The 26,896-nt window shown below is 37.6% G+C and carries 24 protein-coding genes, 1 pseudogene and 1 riboswitch; of the genes and pseudogenes, 12 read left to right on the top strand and 13 right to left on the bottom strand.

Annotation, left to right across the window (positions count from 1 at the left end; translation table 11 throughout):
• Nucleotides 1-10: 10 nt before the first annotated feature.
• Both C9J31_RS02220 and C9J31_RS02215 read right to left on the bottom strand, forming a co-directional pair.
• Nucleotides 11-844, bottom strand: coding sequence for an undecaprenyl-diphosphate phosphatase (locus C9J31_RS02220; protein ID WP_054768020.1), 834 nt, complete (start codon nt 842-844; stop codon nt 11-13).
• A gap of 135 nt (nt 845-979) precedes the next feature.
• Nucleotides 980-2,059, bottom strand: coding sequence for a metallophosphoesterase (locus tag C9J31_RS02215; RefSeq protein ID WP_107948382.1), 1,080 nt, complete (start codon nt 2,057-2,059; stop codon nt 980-982).
• Between the two features lie 156 nt (nt 2,060-2,215).
• Between C9J31_RS02215 and C9J31_RS02210 the strand changes: the two genes are divergently transcribed.
• Entirely contained in the window at nt 2,216-3,364 is a 1,149-nt protein-coding gene (locus tag C9J31_RS02210; protein WP_107948384.1) for an acyl-CoA dehydrogenase family protein, read from the top strand.
• Between the two features lie 261 nt (nt 3,365-3,625).
• Here the strand turns inward: C9J31_RS02210 and C9J31_RS02205 are convergent, their stop codons facing one another.
• The 3 genes from C9J31_RS02205 to C9J31_RS02195 are packed head-to-tail and all read right to left on the bottom strand — an operon-like array spanning nt 3,626 to nt 6,656.
• The gene (locus C9J31_RS02205) at nt 3,626-5,815 is read right to left on the bottom strand and encodes a histidine kinase dimerization/phospho-acceptor domain-containing protein (protein ID WP_107948386.1); all 2,190 of its coding nucleotides are present in this window, start codon (nt 5,813-5,815) and stop codon (nt 3,626-3,628) included.
• 15 nt (nt 5,816-5,830) lie between these two features.
• Nucleotides 5,831-5,986 (bottom strand): hypothetical protein, encoded by a 156-nt coding sequence (locus tag C9J31_RS02200; protein WP_167395951.1) that lies wholly within the window; start codon nt 5,984-5,986, stop codon nt 5,831-5,833.
• Entirely contained in the window at nt 5,964-6,656 is a 693-nt protein-coding gene (locus C9J31_RS02195; protein ID WP_107924540.1) for a response regulator transcription factor, read from the bottom strand. Before C9J31_RS02195 ends, C9J31_RS02200 begins: the two co-directional genes overlap by 23 nt.
• 617 nt (nt 6,657-7,273) lie before the next feature.
• Between C9J31_RS02195 and C9J31_RS02190 the strand changes: the two genes are divergently transcribed.
• A complete protein-coding gene (locus C9J31_RS02190; protein WP_107948388.1) occupies nt 7,274-7,504 on the top strand; it encodes a MerR family transcriptional regulator in 231 nt (76 codons plus the stop codon).
• Nucleotides 7,505-7,555: 51 nt separating this feature from the next.
• Here C9J31_RS02190 and C9J31_RS02185 read toward each other — a convergent pair whose 3' ends face one another.
• From C9J31_RS02185 to C9J31_RS02175, 3 genes are all read right to left on the bottom strand, one after another.
• A complete protein-coding gene (locus C9J31_RS02185; protein WP_107924509.1) occupies nt 7,556-8,542 on the bottom strand; it encodes a homoserine dehydrogenase in 987 nt (328 codons plus the stop codon).
• Nucleotides 8,543-9,030: 488 nt separating this feature from the next.
• Nucleotides 9,031-9,417, bottom strand: a complete 387-nt coding sequence (locus C9J31_RS02180; RefSeq protein ID WP_107948389.1) for a hypothetical protein — start codon at nt 9,415-9,417, stop codon at nt 9,031-9,033.
• A gap of 500 nt (nt 9,418-9,917) precedes the next feature.
• The gene (locus C9J31_RS02175) at nt 9,918-11,219 is read right to left on the bottom strand and encodes an O-acetylhomoserine aminocarboxypropyltransferase/cysteine synthase family protein (protein ID WP_107924510.1); all 1,302 of its coding nucleotides are present in this window, start codon (nt 11,217-11,219) and stop codon (nt 9,918-9,920) included.
• A 118-nt stretch (nt 11,220-11,337) separates the two neighbouring features.
• A riboswitch (SAM riboswitch) is annotated at nt 11,338-11,451 on the bottom strand.
• 157 nt (nt 11,452-11,608) lie between these two features.
• On the opposite strand from C9J31_RS02175, the gene C9J31_RS02170 reads away from it, so the two are divergent.
• Nucleotides 11,609-12,241, top strand: a complete 633-nt coding sequence (locus C9J31_RS02170) for a glycerol-3-phosphate acyltransferase (RefSeq protein ID WP_107948391.1) — start codon at nt 11,609-11,611, stop codon at nt 12,239-12,241.
• Between the two features lie 202 nt (nt 12,242-12,443).
• Nucleotides 12,444-13,925: a DASS family sodium-coupled anion symporter gene (locus C9J31_RS02165; protein ID WP_054768022.1), complete on the top strand. Its 1,482-nt coding sequence runs from the start codon at nt 12,444-12,446 to the stop codon at nt 13,923-13,925.
• 58 nt (nt 13,926-13,983) lie between these two features.
• On the opposite strand, the gene C9J31_RS02160 is transcribed toward C9J31_RS02165, so the two are convergent.
• Entirely contained in the window at nt 13,984-15,504 is a 1,521-nt protein-coding gene (locus tag C9J31_RS02160; RefSeq protein WP_107948392.1) for a succinyl-CoA:acetate CoA-transferase ScpC, read from the bottom strand.
• Nucleotides 15,505-15,812: 308 nt separating this feature from the next.
• Between C9J31_RS02160 and chrR the strand changes: the two genes are divergently transcribed.
• Both chrR and C9J31_RS02150 read left to right on the top strand, forming a co-directional pair.
• On the top strand, nt 15,813-16,544 hold the full coding sequence (gene chrR, locus C9J31_RS02155) for a class II chromate reductase ChrR (RefSeq protein WP_107924541.1): 732 nt from the start codon (nt 15,813-15,815) through the stop codon (nt 16,542-16,544).
• Between the two features lie 206 nt (nt 16,545-16,750).
• Nucleotides 16,751-17,176 (top strand): hypothetical protein, encoded by a 426-nt coding sequence (locus C9J31_RS02150; RefSeq protein ID WP_107948394.1) that lies wholly within the window; start codon nt 16,751-16,753, stop codon nt 17,174-17,176.
• Nucleotides 17,177-17,224: 48 nt separating this feature from the next.
• On the opposite strand, the gene C9J31_RS02145 is transcribed toward C9J31_RS02150, so the two are convergent.
• Nucleotides 17,225-18,904, bottom strand: a complete 1,680-nt coding sequence (locus tag C9J31_RS02145) for a hypothetical protein (protein ID WP_107948396.1) — start codon at nt 18,902-18,904, stop codon at nt 17,225-17,227.
• Nucleotides 18,905-19,039: 135 nt separating this feature from the next.
• On the opposite strand from C9J31_RS02145, the gene C9J31_RS02140 reads away from it, so the two are divergent.
• The 3 genes from C9J31_RS02140 to C9J31_RS02130 all read left to right on the top strand — a co-directional run bounded on the left by C9J31_RS02140 (nt 19,040) and on the right by C9J31_RS02130 (nt 22,117).
• Nucleotides 19,040-19,690, top strand: a complete 651-nt coding sequence (locus C9J31_RS02140) for a lysoplasmalogenase (protein WP_107948398.1) — start codon at nt 19,040-19,042, stop codon at nt 19,688-19,690.
• 73 nt (nt 19,691-19,763) lie between these two features.
• Nucleotides 19,764-20,993, top strand: coding sequence for a peptidase T (gene pepT / locus C9J31_RS02135; RefSeq protein ID WP_107948400.1), 1,230 nt, complete (start codon nt 19,764-19,766; stop codon nt 20,991-20,993).
• A gap of 158 nt (nt 20,994-21,151) precedes the next feature.
• Nucleotides 21,152-22,117, top strand: coding sequence for a DMT family transporter (locus tag C9J31_RS02130; RefSeq protein ID WP_107948402.1), 966 nt, complete (start codon nt 21,152-21,154; stop codon nt 22,115-22,117).
• 117 nt (nt 22,118-22,234) lie between these two features.
• On the opposite strand, the gene C9J31_RS02125 is transcribed toward C9J31_RS02130, so the two are convergent.
• Complete coding sequence (locus C9J31_RS02125) at nt 22,235-23,554, bottom strand: hypothetical protein (protein WP_107948404.1); 1,320 nt, start codon at nt 23,552-23,554, stop codon at nt 22,235-22,237.
• A 340-nt stretch (nt 23,555-23,894) separates the two neighbouring features.
• Complete coding sequence (locus C9J31_RS02120) at nt 23,895-24,326, bottom strand: DUF4395 domain-containing protein (protein ID WP_107948406.1); 432 nt, start codon at nt 24,324-24,326, stop codon at nt 23,895-23,897.
• A 218-nt stretch (nt 24,327-24,544) separates the two neighbouring features.
• Between C9J31_RS02120 and C9J31_RS02115 the strand changes: the two genes are divergently transcribed.
• From C9J31_RS02115 to C9J31_RS24385, 3 genes and pseudogenes are all read left to right on the top strand, one after another.
• A complete protein-coding gene (locus C9J31_RS02115) occupies nt 24,545-25,255 on the top strand; it encodes a Fe-S oxidoreductase (RefSeq protein WP_107948408.1) in 711 nt (236 codons plus the stop codon).
• Between the two features lie 21 nt (nt 25,256-25,276).
• Nucleotides 25,277-25,953, top strand: a pseudogene (locus C9J31_RS02110) (IS3 family transposase); the annotation flags it as partial.
• A gap of 1 nt (nt 25,954) precedes the next feature.
• Nucleotides 25,955-26,092: an IS3 family transposase gene (locus tag C9J31_RS24385; RefSeq protein ID WP_435528828.1), complete on the top strand. Its 138-nt coding sequence runs from the start codon at nt 25,955-25,957 to the stop codon at nt 26,090-26,092.
• Between the two features lie 117 nt (nt 26,093-26,209).
• Here the strand turns inward: C9J31_RS24385 and C9J31_RS02105 are convergent, their stop codons facing one another.
• Nucleotides 26,210-26,890, bottom strand: a complete 681-nt coding sequence (locus C9J31_RS02105; protein WP_107948410.1) for an N-acetyltransferase — start codon at nt 26,888-26,890, stop codon at nt 26,210-26,212.
• Nucleotides 26,891-26,896 lie beyond the last annotated feature (6 nt).

Raw genomic sequence — 26,896 nt, 5'->3', positions numbered from 1 at the left:
GACTTTTCGATTACATAAATATAATAATACTTAAAATAGCCGCCAATACCAAACGGTAAATTGCAAATGGCATCAGTTTAACTTTTGAAATCAGTGCTAAGAAGAACTTAATGGATAGTAAAGCAAATATAAATGAACTAATAAAGCCGACTGCATAAAAACCAAAGTAATCCATTGACAGCGTATCCCAGTTTTTCAGTACTGATACAAGACTTGCCCCTGCCATAATTGGGACCGCCATTATAAATGTGAAATCAGCTGCTACACGGTGACTAATCCCAAAAAGGACCCCACCCGAAATTGTGGCACCAGAACGTGAGAAACCTGGCCATAGAGATAAACACTGAACTAAGCCCACTTTGAAAGCTAAGCCATATGAAATATCATCTAACGAATCAACCTTTGGCTTTCTCGGTGCAAATTTATCGGCAACAATCATTAAAATTGCGCCAGCCACTAATGCATAGATGACATGCTCTACTTTAAATAGATGATCGTCTATAAAATCCTTAAATGCGAAACCTAATACTACTGCTGGTAGCATACCAACAATCACATGCATTAAGTTGAATCGTCCTTTCATCGATCTTGATTGACCATCAATATTGTATAAACCAACTAGGCTTAACATGCGCTTCCACATCACGACGATTACCGCTAAAATTGAACCTAGCTGTACGACGATTTTAAATGTGTTAGCTGGATACTTCCCTAAAAATTCTTCTGTTTTTAACCACATATCATCCACGATAATCATATGTCCTGTAGACGATACTGGTGCAAACTCTGTCATTCCCTCAACAAAGCCTAAAATAAGTGCCTTTAACAACTCTAAAAAATCCACATCGTCACCTTACCTTTTAACATTATTCAACAATCGTTGCGCCAGCTATATGCCAGCCACATTACGCAAGACGTAATTAATTTTTCCAAACACCCACTAATTATAAGATACTCTTTTTCCATATACTATAACTTTTTATCGAAAAGTAATATCCACTACCCAAAGCTCAGATCGACTCCCTATTCGCATCGGTGGACCCCAGAACCCAAATCCTGATGAAACAAGTGTATGCATTTGATCCTTCAACTTATAACCATAATCAAGCTCAAATACACGTGCCGTAATATAGTGATTTGGCCACATTTGACCCTTATGCGTATGACCTGACATATGAAAATCCACGCCCTCCTGCGACGGAGTTTCAAGATCATTCGGTGTATGATTCATGACAAACCACGGCAAAGTATCAGTATGTCGTAATGCATCTAATTGCTGTCTTTCTTTATTTGTAATATCTTCTTGTCCCGTTACTATAAACGCATTTCCAACTCGAATTGTTTCATCTCTTAAAATCTTCACACCGGCTTTATCCATTTCTTCTACAAATTCAGGGATTTTCTTGCCGTAATATTCATGATTGCCAAGTACACCGTAAACACCGTAAGTAGCAGTTAGTGATTTCATCACCTCTGCCATTCCTTCTTTTACAAACCATTTAGGATCATCATCAACAATGTCCCCTGCTAAAAAAACAATATCTGGTTTGGCTTCATTCGATAAATTAACAAAACGTTGTAAATGCTTTTTATTTGAAAGCACCCCTAGATGAAAATCCGAAGCAACGACGACACGCATCGAAGACAGTTCACTCTCTTTTTTATCCATCGATATTTCTAAATTACGTACTACTGGAGAATAAGCGAAATATGAACCAACTATACATAAGAAGACTAACAAGGCCATCGCTATACTTCCTATTATTTGTACATTGTTAAATGGCGTTAACCAAATAACAATTTGTGCTACCAAACAAAGCATCAACCCATACTCAAATACAAACATCCAATAATTCCCGACTATTGAAAACACTTTTAACGATTCATGTATCCGTCCAATAACAATACTAAAGGCTATAACATATAGTACCGACCAATACAATACCGGATAATTGAACCACTTCATCGCAACAAGCCACTGCTTTGCGCCCCACCCTAAATAGAAGGTTAACGCGCCATATATACCGACTACAAATATTCCCATTGTCACTTTCGCCATATAAAAGTCCTCTACTTTCATATATTCATAGTTGATTATAGCATTACAAATTAAAATCGTATTTTCAAAGCCCTTTTATTTTTTATTTTCTTTCAGTAACATGATATATGTAAGAGAGTATTTACGTTTAAACAAGCGAAAAGGGGTGTTATTCGAATGGTAAGATATAAATTTGAATCAACAGAGCATGAGTTATTCCGTAAAACCTTACGTAAGTTTTTAGCTGAAGAGGCTGAAGTACACTATGCGCAATGGGAGAAAGATCATCTTGTACCACTAGATTTTTGGCGCAAGTGTGGAGAAATGGGCTATCTATGCCCTCAAGTAGAAGAACAGTACGGCGGCCTAGGATTAGATTTTAGCTTTAGTGTTATTATCCAAGAAGAGCTTGAACTTATTGGTTCTAGTCTGATTGGAATTGGTCTGCATAATGATATTGTCGTTCCCTACATCGAGGCTTATGGGACAGATGCCCAAAAATCTCGCTGGCTACCGAAATGTATAACAGGAGATTACATTACGGCTATTGCCATGACAGAGCCAGGCACAGGCTCTGATTTAGCGAATATCCAAACAACAGCTTTACGTGACGGTGATCATTATATTGTCAACGGACAAAAAACATTTATCACTAATGGCATTCATACAAATTTAGCAGTTATAGCGGTGAAAACTAATCTATCTGCGGTGAAAAAACATCATGGAATAAGCCTTCTCGTAATAGAGGAAGGTACACCTGGATTTACCAAAGGTCGAAAACTAGAAAAAGTCGGGATGCACGCGCAAGATACCGCCGAATTATATTTTGAAGATTGTCGTGTTCCAGTAGAAAATCTGCTTGGTGAAGAGGGAAAAGGCTTCACCTACATGATGGAGAAGCTGCAACAGGAGCGTTTAGCAGTAGCTATTGCTGCCCAAACGGCAGCTGAGGATATGTTAGCTTTAACAATAGATTATGTAACATCACGTCAGGCTTTCGGAAAAGCCATTAGCGACTTCCAACATACACAGTTTAAAATTGCGGAAATGGCAACAAAAATTGAACTGGGCAAAACTTTTTTAGAATCTTTAATAGAAGAACATATTGCTGGCAAGAATGTTGTAACCAAGGTTTCAATGGCGAAATACTGGATTACCGAAAATGCGCGAGAACTATCTGCGCAGTGTATGCAGCTGCATGGTGGTTATGGCTATATGGAAGAATATAAAATTGCAAGACGTTATCGTGATATTCCTGTAATGTCGATTTACGCTGGCACAAATGAAGTGATGAAAATGATTATAGCAAAAAATTTAGGATTATAAGAAATTGGTTTATTCTTTTGTAAATTGCACATATTTTTTCGACGAAAGCAAAGCAACAGGAGCACAGAGGAGGTTCGGTGCTCGCCCATGGAAAGTGAGCGGAATGATTCGCAAAACAGCAAAATAAAATAAAAAAGATCAAAGAAATAGGGCACTTCCTGTTCAAGATTAACAAGAAGTGCCCTATTATAAGTTGAAGGACATTAGATAAATTAAAGTTATAAGTTTTTCAGTGTCCTCGCTTTCTGCCAACTGCCCTTTTTACACGAACGGTATACGAACAATCACTTTAAATAAGTCTCCATCAACGTCTATGCTCATTCGCGCCCCGTGTAAATCCACAATTGATTGTGCAATGGCTAAGCCGAGACCTGAGCCCTCAGTATGACGTGAAGCATCCGCTCGCTTAAAGCGCTCAAACAATTCATCGGCATTTTCACTGATTTCATATTTTGCAACGTTCTTAACGGTGATTTCTGCATCACCATTAGCTGTACGCTTTAATGTAACATAAACACGGGTACCTTCTAATGCGTATTTCAATACATTGACAATTAAGTTATCAATGAGTCTCCACCATTTTTGTCCATCAACATTAGCATAAAGTGGTTCATGTGGCATCGCCATTCGTAAATCTAAACGTGCTTGCACTAAGTCCTCCTCATGCTCACCAACTGCCTGCTGGACAAGCTGTGTTAAATCAACCCGACTTCGATGAAGCTCAATATTTCCACTTGCCATTTTCGATACTTCAAAGAGATCCTCAATCAGTACTTTTAGACGCTCTGATTTTTTATCGAGAATATGAATATACTGCTTGCGCTCTTCATCTGTAATATCCGATTTCTTTAGTAAATCTGTATAAGTAATAATGGATGTTAACGGTGTACGTAGATCATGGCTAACATTCGTAATAAGCTCTGTTTTCAAACGTTCACTTTTAGCCTGCTCATGCATTGACGTCCGAACACCTTCGCGTAAGTGATTAAGATTTTCAGCATGTTTAGCAAGCGGTGATTTTCCCTTTATCTTTACATCTCTATTCAGACGCCCATCTGCCATGTCTTTCGTATCCTTCATAATACGGTTTAAATAACCCATTCTGGATAGAAAAACAACCATTGCTGGTATACCTACAATCGCACAGACCCCAAATACGAATACTGGAAACCCGCCAGCTATCATCGTAGCAACAAGACTACCACCACCAAAAAAGGCAGCTGCAACCATCACTATGGAATGTAATGCGATGGAACGATTTAAAAATAGATCAGTTAGGGAATCTCCTAACCCCCATAAATAACTGTCTTTCAAGTTATCTCCCAATTTTTTTACTGTATTCACTCGTTCATACAACCAAATAAGTTGTACCAAAAACGCGATACCTAAAATAATTAAAACTAATAGTGTAAATAGAAAATTAGTGAAAAAATTTACATAATTAGATTGGTAAGCATGTTCAATCGCTTCAAAAGTAGCATACGAAGAAAACCAATACATACAGCCCGTAATGAACAATAAAGCGACTTGGATGTCAATTCGTAGCTTATTAAGATGATTTTTTTCTGGGAAGCCTTGCACGGTTTGAAGTACTTCTTTACGCCCTTTCCATGCAAAGATTGCCGCTATAATACTTGTAAGCCAAATAATAAAAAACATGTATTGATTACGTGTAAAACGTTCATAGCCTTCCATCACATCCGCTGATTGTGCTGCTGACTTAGAGATTGTGATAGTACCTATGTAATCGGTGGTTTCCCTGAATGAATCTGAATCTAAAGAAGCTTCATTACTATAAAAAATGTGGCTCAAACTATCACTAATATTCCAAGTACTTAATGGATGCTGTTGTGTATACTTTATTTTGTATGCACTACTATCGGAAACATTACCTGAACTGAACATTTTTCCAGTTTCAGTATTTGTTAATTCATAAGACCAGTAATTATAGTTTTTAGCGAAATTTTTTGCTTCCACTTGCGCAGATTTTATATATTGATCAACAAGTGCTTCCTTTTCTGCTTGAATTTTCTCCCGAACATATTCATCGTCTTGAAAATTAGTCGTAATGTCCTTAATTTTTTCATCCCGCTCGTTTTCAAGCTTTGTCATCAATTCAGTCGCATTGACATCAGCCGCTTCTTGAATACGCCCCTCATATTGCGCATGAATACTTGCTACTTGGTCACTTAGTGAACCATAGTAATTACGATGTTCTTCAATTTCATTTGTTGTGACTTCTATCTTGCTCTTTAATTCATCAGCATTTGGTCTATTCAATACCAGCGGCCCCAACTCGGATTGAAAATTATCAAGCTCATGTTGAAAATTTTCTGATTGAAAATAAGACTTCCCGATATACTGATAGCCAATCTTTGTAAATGTAAAGACACCAAAAATCAACCAAATTAAACAAATAAGTGCGAGAAGAGATTTCCACTTTTTCCCCATTACAATGACTCCCCTCTAAAAAATTCTTTCTAGCAATTGTAAAACTTCAGACGAACGGGTATTTACCATCTGATACGCATAGACACCAAAATAGATAAGGCCGATAACCCCAGCCACAAAACCTGCTATTGTTAGATAATGTTCTATTTTATTTTTCCATTTTATAGCCAACGCCCCATACCACCTTTAAATAGCGCGGGTTTTTCGGATCTGCCTCAATTTTTTCACGTATTTTGCGGATGTGTACAGCCACAATATTTTCCGCATTGTAGGCTTCCTCATTCCATACACGCTCATAAATTTCTCGAATCGAAAAAACACGCCCTGCATTTTTCATTAGTAATTCTGTAATTTTATATTCAATTGGCGTTAAACGAACAGGCTCGCCTTCCAAAATAACTTCTTTAGCATCCTCATCTAATACCAGACCGTCAATCTCAACTTTTGCCGTTCCATCATTGTATGTCCCAAGTTGTACATAACGTCGTAGCTGCGATTTAACACGTGCCAAAAGCTCTAATGGATGAAATGGCTTTGTGACATAATCATCGGCCCCAACGGATAAGCCATGAATTTTATCGCCGTCCTCCGCCTTTGCACTTAGCATAATAATTGGAATATTGCGTTCTGCACGGATTTTAAATGTTGCAGTAATGCCATCCATATTTGGCATCATAATATCTAAAATTATCAAATGGACTTCATTGCTTTCAAGCTTCGCTAGCGCCTCTACACCGTCAGCCGCTTTAATCACATCGTAGCCTTCGTTTTTTAAGTAAATTTCAATACCATCACGAATATCTTGATCGTCATCTGTTACAAGAACTGTTAACTTCGTCATGATATACACCTCGCTCTCAAATAATAGTGTACCTTTCAAATCTTAAAAACCTGCTAGCATAAAAATGAAGAAATTCTTAAGCTTTATTCTGATCTTTCTTCCCTTGCAAGCATGACAGTAGCGGCAAGCAACATTGCTCCCCAAATTAAGACGTCAAATTTAACTATTCACCCGTAAGGATTACGCCCCGTATTGTTGCAGCAACAGGTCTGTTAGTGATAAATTTCGGCAAAGTGGTACTATTTTTTCTAAAACCACTTTTAATTAATATTTAGGCTTGTACGCATAACTATCATAAAGATTTGTCCTTATGTACTTCATTATCCAGCTATATACCGCGCCACGCTATTTGAAAACGGACCTCATGCACTGAACGAACTATCATTACAACTACAGGCTATGCTTCTAGCTGTCCATTAGCTTTTTACTAAAAATTGTGTACACTGCAAGGGGTTTTTCTGCAAAAGAGCTAACGCAACCCCAATCATCATTATCACTAACTATACAGTTTTATCCAAAAACAGACAATTCCTATTTTTCTTCTTTTCTCATTCAACGTTATTAGGTTTTCTGTTAAAGAGAAGTTATAATAAAAACAACAGAAGGAGCGAGCGATTATGTACAAAACAATTGAAGAAACTGCTATTGACCTTGGTATGTCAGAACACCAAGTACATCGTCTTGTTTACGAGGGACGTATCCACTCTGTCTATGACGGCACACAAGTGCTTATTAACAGCGGACAATTTAGCACTTACTTTGAGCAATTAGAGCGCATTAAAGAGGAAATCGAAATTTGGCGCAATACACCTATTCCAGAAGATATTGATATCAAAGATGAAGACTAAAAATACCAGGCACCCAAACAATTCAGAATTGTTTGGGTGCCTGGCACTTTGTTAAATCGTTACGACAAATCCCGCTCGTTTGCCAATAATCTCTGCGTAATCCTCGACCATAACACTTGCCGTTGGATACATACCTGCACCAGGTCCAACAAGTGTTAATGTACCGATGTAATTTGTGTCCAACGCTACTGCATTATTGACGTCATCAACGGGGTAAAGTGGGTGCTCTTTATCTACTAGTTGTGGGCCAACTTTTGCTACCACACGCCCATCAGCAAACTTTTCAACCTCTGCCACGTGACGATAACGCAAGCCCTTTTCACACGCTTCTTTTACTTGCTGTGCCGAAATACTATCAATACCAATTACTTCGACATCTGCCCAATCTGGTTGCTCACCAAATGCTAACGCACTCAAAATCATTAATTTTTTGAAGGCATCTTGACCTGATATATCATTATATGGGTCAGCTTCAGCATATCCTAATTTTTGTGCTTCTATTAGAGCATTGTCAAAGGACCAACCCTCAGCTCGCATTTTCGTTAAAATATAGTTACAAGTACCATTTAAAACTCCTTGGATACGACTTACATCATTTACAAGCAAAATATTTTTCATCGTTTTAATGACAGGTACGCCACCAGCTGTTGTTGCCTCGAATCCAACAAAGACACCATTTGCTTTAGCTAGTTCCTGCAACTCTAAACCACGCTTCGCAAACATCACCTTATTAGCAGTAATGACATGACATTTATGTTCGACAGCACGTTTCAAATAGCCAAAAGCGGGCTCTTCATTGACGATTGCTTCGAAAACAACCTGCATACCTGGCTCTGCTAAAACCTCATCCATACTTGTTGTCATCAAATGTGCTGTACCGGGTACGCGTTCACGGCTAGCGTCTGTAACTAAAATTTTTGCTACTTCTAACTCTATACCTAATTTATTTTTAAGCTCTTCACGCTTTTCCTTTAAAATATGATAAATACCTTGACCTACTGTTCCAAATCCTAAGATCGCTGCCTTTATAGTTGCCATTCCTGTTATTCCCTCCAACGTACACTTCCGCGGTTTTAATAAAGATAAAAATTTGTGCCTCACACAAATTCTAATAATTCGAAATTCAACTTAAAGAAAATTGTAACGTAAATAAATACTTTGCACAAGAAAAATCTTTCTAGGATGGACATTTGTTTTCTCTAGACGTGCAAAAGAAATCGTTTTCATTGCCTTTATTATACGTTTTTTTGCTTCATCTATAATTTTTGAACAAAAAATGACGATTCCTTTATAAAAAACTACGTCTTTCTTCTATTATATATATGTATGTAAAGTCGTAATATAGAATTGTTCTTTTGAAAGATAGCAACAAAATAATTTTTCTTTACACACGTTTTGCTAACGAACCAAAATATCCAACAGCTATTTCTTTTCCAACATCAAAATTACTGCTGTTTTAATCTGCTTAACAAAAAAGCTCATTCCCTATAGCAGTAGAGAATGAGCTAATATTATATTAAGAAGAGTTAGCTTGCTGTTGTTAATAATACATAACGGTAATGTGCTAATGCTACTTGTACAAGAATCTCTTCTTCTTGTGTAAAGTTTGGTACAGAATATGTACGTTCTACTAATTGAAATGTACCATACTTCAAATAATACTCTGTTGCTGGTAAAGAAATATGATTTGTACCATAAGCTTGATACGTCTCGTAAACTTCTTTCACTGTGTAGCTTTCTTCTTTAGTATGCACAATTTCCTTAAAAGCAGTATGCCCGAAAGTTTGATGCCATTTTTTTTCAACTATCGAAAGTAAGCTTTGAATGGAAATATTATTCACAAACTCATGACTTTCATTTAATTCGTAAATAAAATAAGACGCGATGTTATGTGCACTATAAACATTTCCCATTTCAAACACTCCTTTTCCGATCATTTTAATAGGATGGGAGTAGTTGCTGGCTATGCTCCTACTCTCCTATCCAGCTATATATTCAAAAGTGGGGGAGCACTTATGAAAACAATTTTATGTTTAAAGCATTTTCCAACATCACATCAACTACCTTTAAGTTCAAGAGGATGTGTGTTTTTTTGAGAGCTTATAGCTCTTACAATGAACATCTATCGAATGGGATGAGAAGTCATTTACAACTACATTTACTTACGTTCTTGGTTGGTAGCCCTCGAACCTTTTACTTAATCCCTAGTATATAGCATGGTTTTAGAGAAGTCAACAATACTTATATAATTACTAGGTATTATTTTTAGAAAAATTCATATAAGCAACCGAATGAGGTATGCGCTTTATGGAGCAACGTTTCACGTATTGCCAAATGAGGCTTTTCACATGAGAAAATACGAAAAACGTGACATCACTTAAGCATCAATATTTGAATGCTTCTTTATTAAAAATTAAGCTTCTACTTCTTGTTGCGCCGCAGTTACTTGCGCAATAGCTTGTTGTAAATCGGCAATAATGTCCTCTATTGCTTCTAAGCCTATGGATAAGCGGATGAGCGACTCAGATACTCCTGTCTGGATTAATTCTTCCGCAGATAACTGCTGATGTGTTGTAGAAGCAGGATGAATAATTAATGATTTTGCATCTCCTACGTTTGCAACATGTGAGAATAATTTCACACTGTCAATCAGTTTACGACCTGCTTCACGTCCACCTTTTATGCCGAATGTAAGCACGGAGCCGAAGCCATTTTTCAAATATTTCTTCGCTAAATCATGAGTAGCGAAATCTTCTAAACCATTGTAATTTACATACTCCACAGATGGGTGGTTGCGTAAATATTCAGCTACAGCTAATGCATTTTCATTATGCTTAGGAATACGCAAATGGAGCGTTTCTAAACCTTGTAAAAAGTTGAATGCAGCATCAGCGCTTAATGTTGGTCCGAAGTCTCGCAGTAATTGCACGCGCAGTTTTGTAGCAAATGCAGCCGCTGCCGTATCGATACCGTAACGTAAACCATGGTAGGAAGCATCTGGCTCTGTAAAGCCAGGAAATCTTCCTTGTGTCCAGTCAAATTTTCCTGCATCTACAACAACGCCACCTAAAGTTGTTCCGTGACCGCCAATCCATTTTGTAGCGGAATGAACGACAATGTCTGCACCAAAATCAATTGGTGTAGAACCATATGGTGAAGCAAATGTGCTATCGATAATTAATGGTAAGCCATTTTCATGTGCAATGTTAGCTACTGCTTCAACATCTAGTACTTTTAAACTTGGGTTGCCGTAACCTTCAGCAAATATAGCTTTTGTTTTTTCGTTAATGGCTGAACGGAAATTTTCTGGATTTGTTTCATCTACAAAAATAGTTTTAATACCGTAGTTTGGTAATGTATTTGCTAGTAAGTTATATGTGCCTCCGTATAAAGAACTTGCTGCTACAATTTCATCGCCTGAGCCTGCAACATTTAAAATCGAAAATGCGATAGCTGCTGCACCAGATGAAAGTGCTACTGCAGCTGTTCCGCCTTCTAATAAAGCAACGCGTTTTTCAAAAACATCTACAGTTGGGTTGGTAATACGTGTATAAATATTACCCGCTTCTTCTAGAGCGAAAAGACGTTGCGCATGAGCAGTGTCTTTAAATACGAAAGCTGTTGAACGGTACACGGGAACTGTACGAGAGCCTGTGACTGGGTCTGGCTCTTGGCCTCCGTGTAATAATAAGGTCTCTGGTTTAAAATTTGTCATTTTTGTTCCTCCTAAAATGGTTATTTTTTTACGATGGTACCGGAGATGAGGAGGATTTTCTGTAGAAAACAAAAACCCTCTTCAGTTAAGAAGAGGGTTGCGGTTGCAAGTTTTCCTCCCCTTATCTGCCAGATCCAAGTATGAATCTGTAGGAATTAGCACCTTAGCAAGTAGGTTACTCGCTGGTTGCCGGGCATCATAGGGCCTATCCCTCCGCCGCTCTTGATAAGAGTATGTGATTCAATTTCCATCGTTGTTACACAGTATAAACATAGAGTTTTTTTCTGTCAACAGTAAAATTTGATTTTTTCTGAAACTTCTGTCTGCTCCGTAACGTAATATGAACACATACACTACTTTAAAATAGATTTTTCGAGAGGAGTATTTTTATGGTAAAAGCCTTGATAATTTTTCTTATTGTTGGCTATCTAATCGGCTGTATTCATGGCTCAAAAGTAGCACAATTGTTATCGGGGGTAGATTTAAAAAAATCTGGGCATGGCAATGCCGGCGCCTCAAACGCAACACTTTCACTCGGATGGAAATATGGCATATTAGTGGCGCTTATCGATATTGGGAAAGGCGTTGCCGCCATTATTGGTGTACATCTCTATTTAGCTGGTGCTTTGCATTTAACTGAAGTACAAATTTGGCTCTTAACATATACAATTGCAGCTGGAGTAATTTTAGGGCATAATTTCCCATTCTATATGGGTTTTAACGGTGGCAAAGGAACTGCTTCGATAATAGGGATTTTGCTTGCCGTCGATTGGAAAATCGGACTATTTGCACTCATCTTATTTGTCATTTTATCATTTGCCACAGATTATTTAATCGTCGGCGTCCTAGAATTTTATGTTGTATTTTGTACAGCTACTTTTTTATGGATTCCAGGAATAGGACCAACAATAATTGCACTTATCCTTTTTGGCATAGCACTTGTCTTACATATTGAAAATATTAAACGACTGATTCATGGTACCGAGCCTAAAGTAACTGCTGCCTTTAAGAAAAAGAAATAAGCACTATCACATTGGATATTTTTGTATTTTCTGTGACCATCTATTCTCTCGTTATAACTTAATATTGCTACAAATAGAGGGTTCTTTATGTTCTTGCACTTTTTACAATAATTAGACAAAATTACTTTCTTAATAAAGCATTTTATGGACCGATGTTATAGAAAACTAGAGTCATATTTATCGTTAGAAAGGATGAATTTATATGTCTACTCTCGAAAATGCAGCACCTAAACGCAATTTGAAGCCACTATGGATTGGCCTGGCATTCGCGGCACTTATTATTATTACATTTTTACCGAATAGCGGCGATTTACCCATAGCAGGCCAACGTGCTTTAGCGATTTTAGCTTTCGCAGTCATCCTTTGGGTAACTGAGGCAGTATCGTATCCTGTCAGTTCTGCCATGATTATTGCTCTTGTTACAGTTATGCTTGGTTTAGCCCCCTCTATGGATGATCCTACAACAGATTTAGGTACTTCAGGGGCGTTAAAAATGGCCTTAAGCGGATTTAGTAACTCTGCAGTTGCTCTTGTTGCCGCAGCTCTATTCTTAGCCGCTGCCATGCAGATCACTAATTTACACAAACGACTGGCTTTATGGATTTTATCGCTAGTTGGCACTAAAACGAAGGCAATTGTATTCGGTGCTATTTTAGTATCAATTGTACTAGCATTCTTCGTACCCTCTGCTACAGCACGTGCTGGTGCAGTCGTACCAATACTACTTGGCATGGTGGCAGCATTTGGCTTACCACGAGATAGTCGCCTGGCCGCCTTACTCGTTATTACATCTGTCCAAGCAGTTTCCATTTGGAATATCGGCATTAAAACAGCCGCAGCCCAAAATATGGTTGCCTTAAACTTTATTAAAGAACAGTTCGGTGTAGATATTTCTTGGGGTGCTTGGTTATTATACGCAGCGCCATTCTCAATCATCATGTCAGTGGCTCTTTTCTTCATAATGATTACGTTAATTAAACCTGAGACAAGCAATATTGAAGGTGGTAAAGATGTCATTAAAAAGCAACTTGCTGATTTGGGTCCATTAAAAGCACCTGAAATTCGTTTAATCATAACATCGGTAGTACTTTTATTTTTCTGGGCAACAGAAGACAAGCTTCATCCATTCGATACTACAACTGTCACAATTATTGCTATTGCGATTCTATTAATGCCTAAAATCGGTGTTTATACATGGAAAGAAGTTGAGCCACATATTCCTTGGGGGACAATAATCGTTTTCGCAGTTGGGATTATGTTAGGGACAGTGTTGCTCAGTACGAAAGGTGCGACATGGTTATCAGATACTGTATTCGGTTCATTAGGTCTTGATTCTATGCCAATCCTTGCAACAATCGCGATTGTTACACTTTTTAATATTCTTATTCATTTGGGCTTTGCCAGTGCTACAAGTTTAGCTTCCGCACTGATTCCGGTATTTATCGTATTAGCTTCAACATTAACTACAAATGTTGATCAAGTCGGTTTCGTGTTAGTCCAACAATTTGTCATTAGCTTTGGTTTCTTATTACCGATTAGCGCACCCCAAAACATGCTTGCCTACGGTACAGGTGCCTTTTCAACGAAAGATTTCTTAAAATCAGGCATTCCATTGACGATTATCGGGTACCTTTTGGTCCTTTTATTCACAGCGACATATTGGAAATGGATTGGATTGTTATAATAAAAAGAAAAGCCTTGAGAGACAGTTGTCTTCCTCAAGGCTTATTTTACATATATTTTTATTTAGCAAAGGATGGATCTTTCATCGTACCGTTCTTTGCTAAGTTAACGTGCCATGACAATGCTTTTTCTAAATCATGTGGTGTTTGGTGACCACCTGTCGCTTCATTTGCTGCATTAAAGTACGCCCATAATTGTTCCCGATAATCTGGATGTGCACAGTTATCAATAATGCGACCAACTCGCTCTTTTGGTGCTAGGCCACGTAAATCTGCTACACCTTGTTCTGTGACAATAACATCTACATCATGCTCCGTATGGTCGACATGCGACACCATTGGCACGATACTTGAAATTTTACCGCCTTTAGCGTATGACTTCGTCACAAAAATTCCCAGACGTGCATTGCGTGCAAAATCACCAGAACCACCAATACCGTTCATCATTTTTGTACCTGATACATGTGTAGAGTTCACATTACCATAAATATCTAATTCAAGCGCCGTATTCACGGATATTAAGCCGAGTCGACGAATAATTTCAGGTTGATTAGAAATTTCCTGCGGACGTAATACTAATTTGTCTGCATATTTTTTAAAATTACCGTATACACGGTTTCCTACTTCTTCAGATAGGGTAATAGAAGTAGCAGATGCGAAACTAACTTTACCGGCATCAATTAATTCAAACACTGCATCCTGTAATACTTCTGAATACACTTCTAAGTTTTCGAATTCAGAATCTTTGAATCCTAATAATACAGCATTTGCTATTGAACCGACTCCTGATTGTAATGGGCGTAAGCTCGTCGTTAAACGATCTGCTTTAATTTCCTCGCGCAGGAAATTCAGTAGATGGTTAGCCATAATATCTGTTTCTTCATCGGCTGGGACAATTGTTGATGGTGCATCTAGGATATCTGAAATCACAATACCTTTTACTTTATCTAAATCTAGTGGAATACCAATAGTACCAAGGCGATCCGATGCATTCTGCAGAGGGATGGGTGCACGTTTACCTTGAGGACCTGGCACGTAAATATCATGGATACCTTCTAATGCATCAAGTTGCGCTACGTTTAACTCAATGATTACTTGGTCAGCCTCTTGTACAAAAATTGGAGAGTTACCAACTGAAGTTGTCGGAATGAGTAAGCCGTCTTCTGTAATAGCAGCCGCTTCGATAATGGCAAAATCGATTGGACCAATGATGCCTTGGCGTACAAGTTCAGCATTGTGTGACAAATGTGCGTCAACATATGCGATGTCACCGCTGTTAATTTTGTTACGAATACCAGAATCTGCTTGGTAAGGTCCTCGCTTGCGAATTGCGCCGGCTTCTGCTAGGTATTGGTCAACTTCTGGTCCAAGCGATGCACCTGTGTATACATCTACCTTGAAGTTCTCTGTTTTTGCTTTCTCTACAAGTGCAAGCGGTACCACTTTTACATCACCAGCACGTGTAAATCCACTCATCCCAAGTACCATGCCATCCTTAATCCAAGATGCGGCTTCTTCTGCTGCTACAACTTTACTTCGTAGCTGTTCATTACGAAGTTTTTTCGCTAACTTTTCTTCCATTCTTTATTCCTCCCATTCGTATTTACTCCAACTAGATTATTTACCCTATTTTTTTGGTTCTCCCCACCAATTTTACAAGGCATAAAATTAAATAATCTGTCGCATACATAATTTTACACTATTCAGAATATTTAAGCCATATCTTACAAAATATTTTACTTTACGAGATTTTCTAACCATAAAATAAATTATTTAAAAATAGTTTTAACTGGAAATTAACCGATTACTTATAAGGAATATATTCGATTTTACAGGAAAAGCGTGATATGCTTTTGGTATATATACAAGGGAAAAAAGGAGAAATTATGATGGTGAAACAATTATTACGTAATCATTCTTCAGTTCGTATTTACGATGGCACACCTATATCAAAGGAGATTGTTGAAGATTTAATAGCTACTGCTCAAATGGCAGCAACCTCTCATTTTGTACAAGCTTATAGTGTTGTTTGGGTAACCGATGAAGAGAAAAAAGAAAAATTAGGTTTACTATCCGGTAATCCACGCCAATTCGAAACATCTGGCGGTGCCTTTGTTTTTTGCGTAGATTTCAAACGCCTAGAAATGGCCGGTAAATTAGAAAACGTTGACATTATTGCAGATTCAGCGGAGAACGTACTTGTTGGAGTAGCCGATGTATCGTTATTCGCGCAAAACTTCGTGATTGCAGCAGAATCTATGGGATACGGCATTTGCTATATCGGTGGTGTACGTAATAAGCCAGAGGAAATTAGCGAACTATTAAATCTACCAGAATTCGTTTTCCCACTGTTTGGCTTAACGATTGGTGTTCCCGCTCGCCGCAACGAAGTAAAACCCCGTTTACCAGTAGCAGCAGTGCTTCATGAAAATGAATATAATGCACAGAAATATGAAGAACTTTTACCAGCTTATAACGAAACATTGGAAGCTTACTATAATAGTCGATCCTCAAATCGTAAAATCGATAATTGGACTAAGCAAATGGCTGACTTTTTAATTGAACAACGCCGTCCATTCATGAATGATTTCCTAGCAAGAAAAGGTTTTAATTGGAAATAAATATATATTCAATAAAGTAGGGTTACTATTGTATGGTATTAACCCTACTTTTTTCTATTATTATAAAAGATACTCTTGGATATAGTAAATTTTTCTTAGTAGATAGGTTTAATTATGGTACAGATTAAACGAAAAGACTCTTCCCTTTTCCAACAATTCCATTACTATTAATACAAGGTGCTCTATATCGAAGGGAGTTTGTTCAAATGTCCTATGTCAATAAACATCTTGCACGTACCTTAGAACAGCAACATAAAAGAAGTATAAGAGGTTTATTTTTAAAAATTCAAGACTTAAATAATGAATGTACGCTATTAAGAAAACGACTTGAACCTCAAATTGACTTATCTATTTATAAAGATGCAGTGGATTATGTTGATCAATTCGTGTCTCATACGTCCATACTAAATTTAAAATTCATCACGAATACACAAAATCTAGAAGTCGTTGTATTACATGCCCTCTTATTAGAGCATATTTTACATAACGAAACAGCTCATTCATTCGAATATGAAAATCAATTGCTTCAAGGCTATATTCAAGAAATTTTAGCATTAAATGATCATGCCTCAACACTTTTTACGAACCACCATGAAAAGATGCTTTATTACATTCATTCACAAACTATATAAAAAAGACGATCATTGCAACTAATTTCATTGCGCTGATCGTCTTTTTGATTATTGAAGCCCTTTAATAATTAATGTGCGAACTGGTAAGAATTGCTCGCCTGTATCTCCATACGTCAGGATTACTTCATCACCTGCTTGTAAATAAATCGCAAGTGGTTCTGTCTCTGCACTGATTAAATAGTTTTCACCATTATCCAGTAAAAACGAAACTAGCGTAAAGTCGCCTAATCGTTCTTTGTGAACGCGCAACACTTTCCCACTTGTATCTTTTTCCTCTGCATTTGAACTACCTTCGACCGAGCTTCCACCACGGTTAAGCGCCGTTTTATATAATTTCAACGCTTCTTTTGGCGTTGTGGCAAAGGCTGAAATTTCAGGGTTTGCTGCTGATACGATGAAGTAGTTTTGTAGGAAACCATTCGCATCGAGTACCGCTGTTAGCCAGCTTGCTTCACCGTAGAAGTTATACAATACAGGCATTTCACCTGTCCATTTCTTCTCAATAAATTTCTTTTCAATAATTTGCAATGCCCCTTGAGAATCCATATAAGAAGCATCTTGATTACCCGTGTAATAAGTAGCTTGCCCTGTTCTCGCGTTCGTTAACGAGTAACCTAGCATCGAGTCAACACCCTCTTTTGGACTTGTAAAGTCAGTGAAGTAATACATGTCGCCAGCTTCATCGAAAATCGGGCTGACATTTGACTCTGTCCCTTCATCTGAAGGTAGCTTCACATCTTTTTTCCCAAACATACTATTCCAATAACCATGAACATATTTACCAAAGTAGCTATTTTGTAGACTTACTGTTTCAGGTGATACTGCCCCATCTATAAATTCTGGAACATCCGCTAACTTCACAACCTCTGATTTTCCGGATAATGCATCAACCAACACTATCCCTTGCACGTCAAAGCCATTGCGCGCTGAAATAAATTCTCCGTAGGAGCGAATATAGTAAGGCTTACCATCGTCATCAACTTCAAGCTGGACATCCCCGTAAAAAATTAGGAATGGATGTTGTAAACGCATATGACGTTCTAAATTAGCATTTAAATAAGCTGAAGGAATGTATTTCATTTCTTGTGCAACAAACTTTGGATTATCTGCGGAGTCAGTAGCACTCATTGTAAAGTAGCCAGGCGTCGTATCGCCATTCATCCATTTAAAGAAACCAGAAAATTCAACTGGTGCGATATAAACATACTCACCATTTACCTTTTGAATTTGTAAACGTCCCAACTCATAATAACTTGTGTTTGGTACTTGCCCAAACGCTTTTTTCATTTTATTACGGACAAACTTTGGCGGCACACTAGCAGGTGTTTGTGTTTCATCGAAAGGTTTAATTTCAACCTCTTCCTTCATTTCCGCAGATTTGAATTTATCATTTGCATTCCATAAAGGAGCTGATAATACATATGCTGCAACAACTAGACTTGCCAAAAATAAAGTTCCTTTAATTTTTCGTTCGATGCCACTCGCTAAGAGAGCACCACCTAATGTTAATAAAATGATTGCTGGCCAAAAGACAAGCCAGTTTACATCAATTTTTGTTACATACAGTGTAATACCAGTCGCTAAAAATCCTAGAATAAAGGCTCCAATAAAAAAATATCCGATAACCTTCTTCGACTGACCATCTTCTCGCTTTTTTGTTATAAGCGGCGTTAATAAAACACTCGCAATTAGTGCAATGACTGCTGAGGCTATTAATAGCTTGGTCATTCCATTCACCCTCTCTTCACTTACTGTCTTACTTATTTACGATTACATAACGCAAAAGTTTCAATCATAAAAATATTATAGAAACAAAGGAATTTTAACATAAAAAGAGAATTTCAAGTGAAAGGAGTTGGAAACATGGCTAAAAAGATAATAATTACTTGTATTACTGTGCTCGGCCTTTACTATATTTTTTTCTTTTCCCATATTACGGAGAGTATGAAACTCATATTTAAAGTCATTCCCATGATTTTAATTATTTTATTGGCCGCTACGCAAAAAGTATTAGACATTAAAAAGTATCAAATGCTCATCATTATTGGTCTTATTTTTTGTATGATCGGTGACTATACGCTACGTTGGTTTTTGTTTGGCTTAACAAGTTTTTTAATTGGGCATATTTTTTATATCTTTGCGTTTGCAGGCACAAACACGCGAAAGGTGCCGGTATCGGCGAGAATTTTGCTTCTTGTATATGGCTTAAGTATGGCCATTTGGATTGCTAGTACAGTCTTTAAATCCGGCGAAACAGTGCTAAGCATTGCTGTCCTTGCCTATATTTCAGTAATATTAATGATGGGTTGGACATCTATTCGTACCGGCTCAACTTTTGCGACTATTGGTGCTATGCTATTTATTGCATCAGATTCTTATTTGGCCATTAATAAATTCGTTATGCCTTTACCATTTTCACACGAAGTTATTATGCTGACATATTATAGTGCGCAATTGCTAATTGCACTAAGTATTCTTCAATATTCCGAAATCCGAAGTAAAGTGATACAATAAGGTGCCAGGCACTCAAACAATTCAGAATTGTTTGAGTGCCTGGCACGACATATACCATTAGGAGGCCATTGCAATGAAAGAACAAGTAATTGAACGTTTAATCCGCTACGCTAAAATTGATACACAATCAGACTTCACAAGTGAAACAACGCCTTCCACACAGAAGCAGTTTGACTTATTACATGTACTTAAAGAAGAGCTCGCAACAATCGGTTTAACCGATATTACATTAGATGATAATGGCTATTTATTTGCAACACTAGAAGCCAATACGGATAAAGATATTCCGACAATCGGCTTCTTAGCGCATGTGGATACAGCTACTGATTTTACAGGCACAAACGTTCTTCCTCAGCGTATCGATAATTATGATGGTGGTGACATCCGATTAAATGAAAACCTAGTCATGTCTCCAGTGGATTTCCCTGAACTAAAAAATTACATGGGGCAAACACTTATCACAACAGATGGAACAACGCTGTTGGGAGCCGATGATAAGGCTGGCATCGCTGAAATTATGACAGCAATGGAATACCTAGTGAAAAACCCTACAATTAAGCACGGGAAATTACGTGTAGCCTTCACTCCTGATGAGGAGATTGGCCGTGGCCCGCATAAATTTGATGTTGCAGCATTTGGTGCAGATTATGCTTATACAATGGATGGCGGACCACTTGGTGAGCTTCAATATGAAAGCTTTAATGCAGCAGGTGTAAAGGTTATTACAAAAGGAACGAGTGTACATCCAGGCTCGGCAAAAAATAAAATGGTCAATTCCATCACAATGGCCATCGCCTTCCAAAACGAAATGCCTACTGATGCAGTACCTGAAAAAACAGAGGGTTATGAAGGCTTCATCCACTTAATGAACTTCAAAGGCGCTATTGAACATACAGAGCTTTCCTATATCGTACGTGACCATGACCGCCAAAAATTTGAAACGAAAAAACAAATAATGCTTGATGCGGCAGCTAAAATTCAAGCACAATATGGTGAAAATGCACTCACTATCACTATTGAAGATCAATACTATAATATGGGTGAAAAAATTGAGCCTGTAAAAGAAATCGTTGACATCGCACGTACGGCAATGGAAAAATTAGATATTGAAGCTAATACTCTACCGATTCGTGGAGGTACTGATGGTTCACAACTTTCTTATATGGGCTTACCTACGCCAAATATTTTTGCAGGTGGCGAAAATATGCATGGTAAGTTCGAATATGTATCAGCAGAAACAATGGAGAAAGCTTCGCAAGTTATTATTGAAATTGTCCAACTTTTTGAACAGCAAGGTAAATAAACTACCCTTTTTGCTGGCTGTTTAAAACAGTAACAACATAATTTTTCTTTACGGAGAAGGTTTTACGACTTTCTTCGTAATTTTTTCAATGTTAATAACTGAATTTTCTCATTACATAAGTAGTTAGCGTGTTAAACTCAAATTGGGGTGAAATTGTTATGAAAGAAATTGCATTAGGCATTTTAGCTTCTCTTTTTTTTGCTGTAACATTTATTTTGAATCACGCGATGGAGATGCAAGGAGGTAGTTGGCTGTGGAGTGCATCATTAAGGTACTTCTTCATGGTGCCATTTTTACTTGTTATCGTCTTCTATCGAAAGGGCTTTTCACAGCTTACAACTGAGATGAAAACACAGCCTATAGCATGGCTTCTTTGGAGTTTTATTGGCTTTGTGTTATTTTATGCACCTCTCACATTTGCAGCAGCATTTGGGCCAGGCTGGCTCGTTTCTGGTACATGGCAATTCACGATTGTTGCAGGAGTCCTACTTGCTCCTTTCTTTGTGTCAGTAATCGCTGGGAAAACTGTACGTCAAAAAATCCCGTTAATTTCATTACTAATATCATGTATCATTCTAGTCGGCATTTTGTTGATTCAAGTACCTCAGGCTCAGTCCGTTCCTTTAAAAAACCTGATGCTCGGCATTTTACCAGTCGTAGTAGCAGCATTCGCTTATCCACTTGGCAATCGTAAAATGATGGACATTTGTGGTGGAAGAATTGATACGTTTCAACGCGTGCTTGGCATGACGATTGCATCAATGCCAGCATGGATTGTAATGGCGTTTTATGCAATCGTAACTGTTGGACTCCCATCAAAAGCCCAAGTTCTACAATGCTTATTAGTCGGTATTAGTTCAGGTGTCATTGCTACCATTCTATTTTTCATTGCCACAGACCGTGTACGCGATCATCAAGGCAAACTGGCCGCTGTGGAAGCGACACAATCCACAGAAATTATTTTTGTGATTATCGGTGAGGTACTCTTGTTAGGAATTGCCTTCCCAGATCCTATTGCACTTGCCGGACTCGGTGTCATCATTGTCGGTATGCTATTGCATAGCTATTATACAATGCTACTCGGCAAAAGGAATTCCACCGAACAATCATTATCTTTAGATTAAAAAGGACCGTCCAATCAGTCCCTAAAATCAAACAGGTGAGGAAAAACGAATTGTTTTCCCTCACCTGTTTTTCTATTATTAAGATTTCCGCCCTTCACTCAAAAAAGCAACGGAATATTATTTATAAGACATTAGTCGGGCGCTATATCCATCGATTAAACCATAGCCTGGTGCGAAAAATTCAACCGAGGATATTTCCACAACATTATTAAACGTACCTGCTGGTGTTATTGTGAATGTGTAATGAATGGCACGAACAAATTCCTCTTCTTTCATTCCATGCCTCATTATAGTCACTTTCGAGCCTTCTGTAACTGGCTTTTCAAATATATATTTGGTACCATCCATTTCATAATTAAAGGTTTGTTCTGTTTCATGATAGTCAATGATTCGATTTTCTTTCTGCGCTTCAAAGCGATTATTGGTCATTTTCTTATAAACCGTATTCCCATACACTAACTGCTGAAGTGTATCGTTTGGCAAGAAAGACGTTGTAATAATCGGTGATTCGTTCGGTCTGATGGTAGCTAGAGCTTTTTTCGGTACGTGATATGTTTCCCCACCTATCTCAACCCAAGCTGTGGCATTTTTTTCTGTCAATAACGACACTTCATCAAAACGCTTTAGCTCTTTTTGCTCTCTGTTACCTTCACCAATAACCCCATATCGAATATATCGTTTCCCTTGAGTTTGCACAGGTTGGAGCAACGCTACAGGAATATATGTAAAAATAAAGTCTTCCCCCCATGTTCCAAGCACTTGCACTCTAAGATATCCATTTATTTCAAGTCCTAACGATTGAAAGACAGTTCCTTTTGAATACTTCCCCCCTGCGCTTCCTCCAGCTATTGGACCTCTTAAATGCTGTACATCAGCTGTTAGCTTATAGAGTCCTTCATCTCTTTTGGTTGTTTCGGCAATGCGAATATCTGTGGCATCAAGATAGCTCTTTTCAGTAAGCCCATCAGTTCGAAGATATTCGTAGTATAAATTTTCACCAATAGAAAGATTATACCTAGGGCCTCTATATTCAGAACCATCGAAATAATGTGTTCCATAGATATAGTCATTGTCTTGACGACTGATGTTAATATAGCCGGGATTATCGTAAAAAGAAGCGCGGATATTCAAAGGTACTTTCTTAAAAACAACTAAATCCGTTGCTTGTACACGATAACCCGAGCTCATCCAATAAAATGTTTTATTTTTATACTTTTCGATATTATAAACTCGGAAATAGTTGTTGCGCTTGACTGTCATCGAGCTAAACGTACCGTTTGCATTCTTCTTGTACACTTTTACATCTTTTGTAAAGGTCATTTTCCCCGTTTGCCCCTTGACAATTTGTGCCCCGTCCCACTGTACTTCCGCTTTAGAGGATGATGGGTTTGTTAAAAAGGCGATAACTACGAGGAATGTGAAAAAATATTTCTTCATTTACTTCCCCCACTTAGTTCTAAATTGAATTCCCATTTTTTATTATACTATACCCAGCCTGTTACTGATTAACTAATACCCTTTCTAAAGACAATCAAAAAAAGAGCGACTTATCCATATAGGCATAAGTCGCTCTGAGATTTTCACGTTCCCAAAAAATGAGGGGGGTTTTAGGAGCGTTTTCATGAACTAGCAAACTTCTGGAGAAAAGTAGCTAAAGTCCATCCTCTCTACACTCGTTTTGTAGAAGAGGAATAATCTTTATACGATAATGATAATCATTATCAATTAAAATGTCAACAACTATCTGAAAATTTTTTTAAGTATTTTCTCAAATGATTTACAATGCCTTTTTAAGCGTGCGTCGATACTGCCATTGCTTCACTTGAAAATATAAAAAACAACCGATACAAAAGCCTGCAATTGCCACTGCTGAAGCAATAGCGACCATTACTGTAAAAACATAGCCTACTATTTGCCAATGTAAAAGGAATGCTATAAATCCACCCGCTAAACAAGAGCTTGCAATACTCGAATTGAATTTTTGTTGTTGTACATCCTCTGGAATATACGCAGATGGAGTCTTTTTCAAAAATAACTTTCCAAATCGAATAATTGGATTAAAATTGCATATTACTCCAAGTAAATTTGCTACCAAAGGAATCGCTAATATCCAAGCATGCCCTGTGGTCCAAGTCAGGATGACACTCAAAAGAATTGTCCACTGATTAAGTCGAACAAGCGGTCTTGGAATTGCATATGGCTGTGACAATCTAAAACCCACCTTTCAGATATGTTTAATGCATATTACTACACATCATACTATTTGTGAAGCAAAAATGAATAATTTATAATTAAGAAGAGAGAATCATCATTGACGTACCGATATTCATTGTATTCGGAGGTCAGTAAAGCTCTGAGCGCTACTACCAGAGGCCTTATAGTCCGGACGTCTCTTATAGAATAAAGTGAAAAGAAAAGGTGATGACAATGCCAGCTTTAACGATGGATCAAGTTAGACAACTAAATTCCTACAGTATATATACAACAGAGCCTAAGCGCACATTATTTACATTGGCTGATATACATAAAGACTTTTACCACACTGATTTTTTAAACCTAATGATGGGCATTACAGATGCTGCAACCGAAACCGCAGCTATTTCCCACTTCTCTCGCCGTTACGGTATGTTTTTCGCCATGCAACTGTACATGCTTGCAGCCTATGACGAGGTTTGGGATGGTAAGCCAATCGAGATTCGTTTTGATGCAGCAAAAGAATTTAATAGTTTTACCGTCGCTACGTTTGTTAATCCAAACGATTGGCGTTATGTGAATGAGGATGAACGTCAGGCGGTCATTGAGAAGATTCTGTATGATGGGCATGTCATTGTACAACAGCTACGTAAAGTAACATCGATATCTCCGCTGACAATTTGGGAGAATTTCTTCGGGTATTTGTTGTGGCATTATCATATGTTGTTGTCTAATCCAGGTCTCGCTGATCAAGCTATGGAGGATATTGAAATATTAGAGAATCCTAAAACATGGTCTCGCTTCTCCCAAAAATCATGGTGGGCTGAGTATACGGGCGGCCAAAGTCCAACTAACTTAGTAAATATACCTTTACGTAAATCCTGTTGCTTTTCTAAAGACATTCCTGGTTTAATGGCATGCGGTTTTTGTCCACTTAAAAAATGATAAAAAAACCTTACCCTCACATTAAAAGGAAATGAAAGTGCTAATAAAATAGCTAAATCTTTGGGGGTTGATAAAAAGGCAATTTTTAAATGGGTTAAACAATATGAATACAATGGTGTTGAAGCTTTTATTTAGCCATATACAAATTACACACTAAAGTTTAAAATGGATGTACTAAATTTTATGATTGAAAATGGTACGTCCTTAATCGAAACGGCAGCGATTTTTAAGATACCTGCCCCTTCAACAATTAGTGCCTTCAATCAATGAAAAAGGGGCGTCCATCCATGAAAAAAGAATTCAATAAACAATCGAAACAAGCACCAATTGAAGGTTCTACCGAAGCACTTGAAGCACGTATTAAACAACTAGAAATGGAAAATGAGTATTTAAAAAAATTGAATGCCTTAGTTCAAAATAAGGACAAAGCACAAGTAGTCTATGCGTTAAGGCAGAAATATTCGGTGATAGCACTTGTAAAACTCGCTGGCATTCCACGAAGTACGTACTATGATTTAGTACAACGTATGAATCGACCAGATCCAGATGCCGATTTAAAAGCAGAAATAAAGGCGATTTATGAAGAACATGAAGGGCGTTATGGCTATCGTCGTATTCGTGACGAGCTAGCGAATCGTGGGCAAAAAGTAAATCATAAAAAAGTGCAACGAATCATGAAAGAACTGAGTTTAAAGTGTAATGAGGGAATTTGAAAGTATAGAGCATTTTAAAATAGCATTAGAAAAATATATCAATTACTATAATACGAAACGGATTAAGGCAAAATTAAAAATGAGTCCGGTGCAATACCGAACTCATTTTACCCAAGCTGCCTGAAATAACCGTGTCTAACTTTTAGGGGTCACTTCAAAGGTAAGGTTTTTTGTTTATCTTAGCAACCAACATGAATAATGGCACTTAGACATTCAACAATTTACTACTCTGTGCCTGATGCTATTTTTCATAAACAACGAACCAATCATGTTGTTCTTCATACATCGATGTTCCTAAGTAGCCCTGCTTTAATAGAATTTGTTGTCCATTTGTATCCCCCATCGGCAGAGATTTTTTTTCACTAAAGATAGGTTGTTCGTGGTGTAAATCTTTATAAAAGATATAGCGTAATTTATCAACATACTTAATCTTTAAACCCTTTATCACTAGCCCTTGCGAAAATTTATCCTTTAAACTTGGTATATTATAAGGTTTGACTGTTGAACAAACGTAATCATAACTTGCTAAATCGATATGATTCATCACAACTTTTGCTAACTTTTTTTGTAAACCAAAGCCTTGATATTTCGGTGAGACATTCGATATTTCTTGATATAATACTCGATGAAATTGATCCTCGGCAATGCCACAATCATAACCTAAATGTTCTTCCTCAATAGGAGGATTTAATAACGCTCGGAAGGCAATTAATTCATCCTCCACATAAGCGCCCATCATCATGCCATTGCCGCTTAAAATATACTCAAATTCCTCAGTACTTAGTGGCTGCAATATACTTCGATCATGCAATGATTCATAAACCTCTTGTTGCAATTCTTCAATAACATGTAAATGCTTTCTTTGTAATTGTGTAACAAAAAACGGCGTATCCCCGAGCATTCCTTCATAAACCTTGTCCATTTCGCC

This window comes from Lysinibacillus parviboronicapiens, from assembly GCF_003049605.2.
Taxonomy (GTDB): domain Bacteria; phylum Bacillota; class Bacilli; order Bacillales_A; family Planococcaceae; genus Lysinibacillus; species Lysinibacillus parviboronicapiens.
Note: the sequence above shows the minus strand (reverse complement) of the source record. Positions and strands in the feature narration are given on the sequence as shown.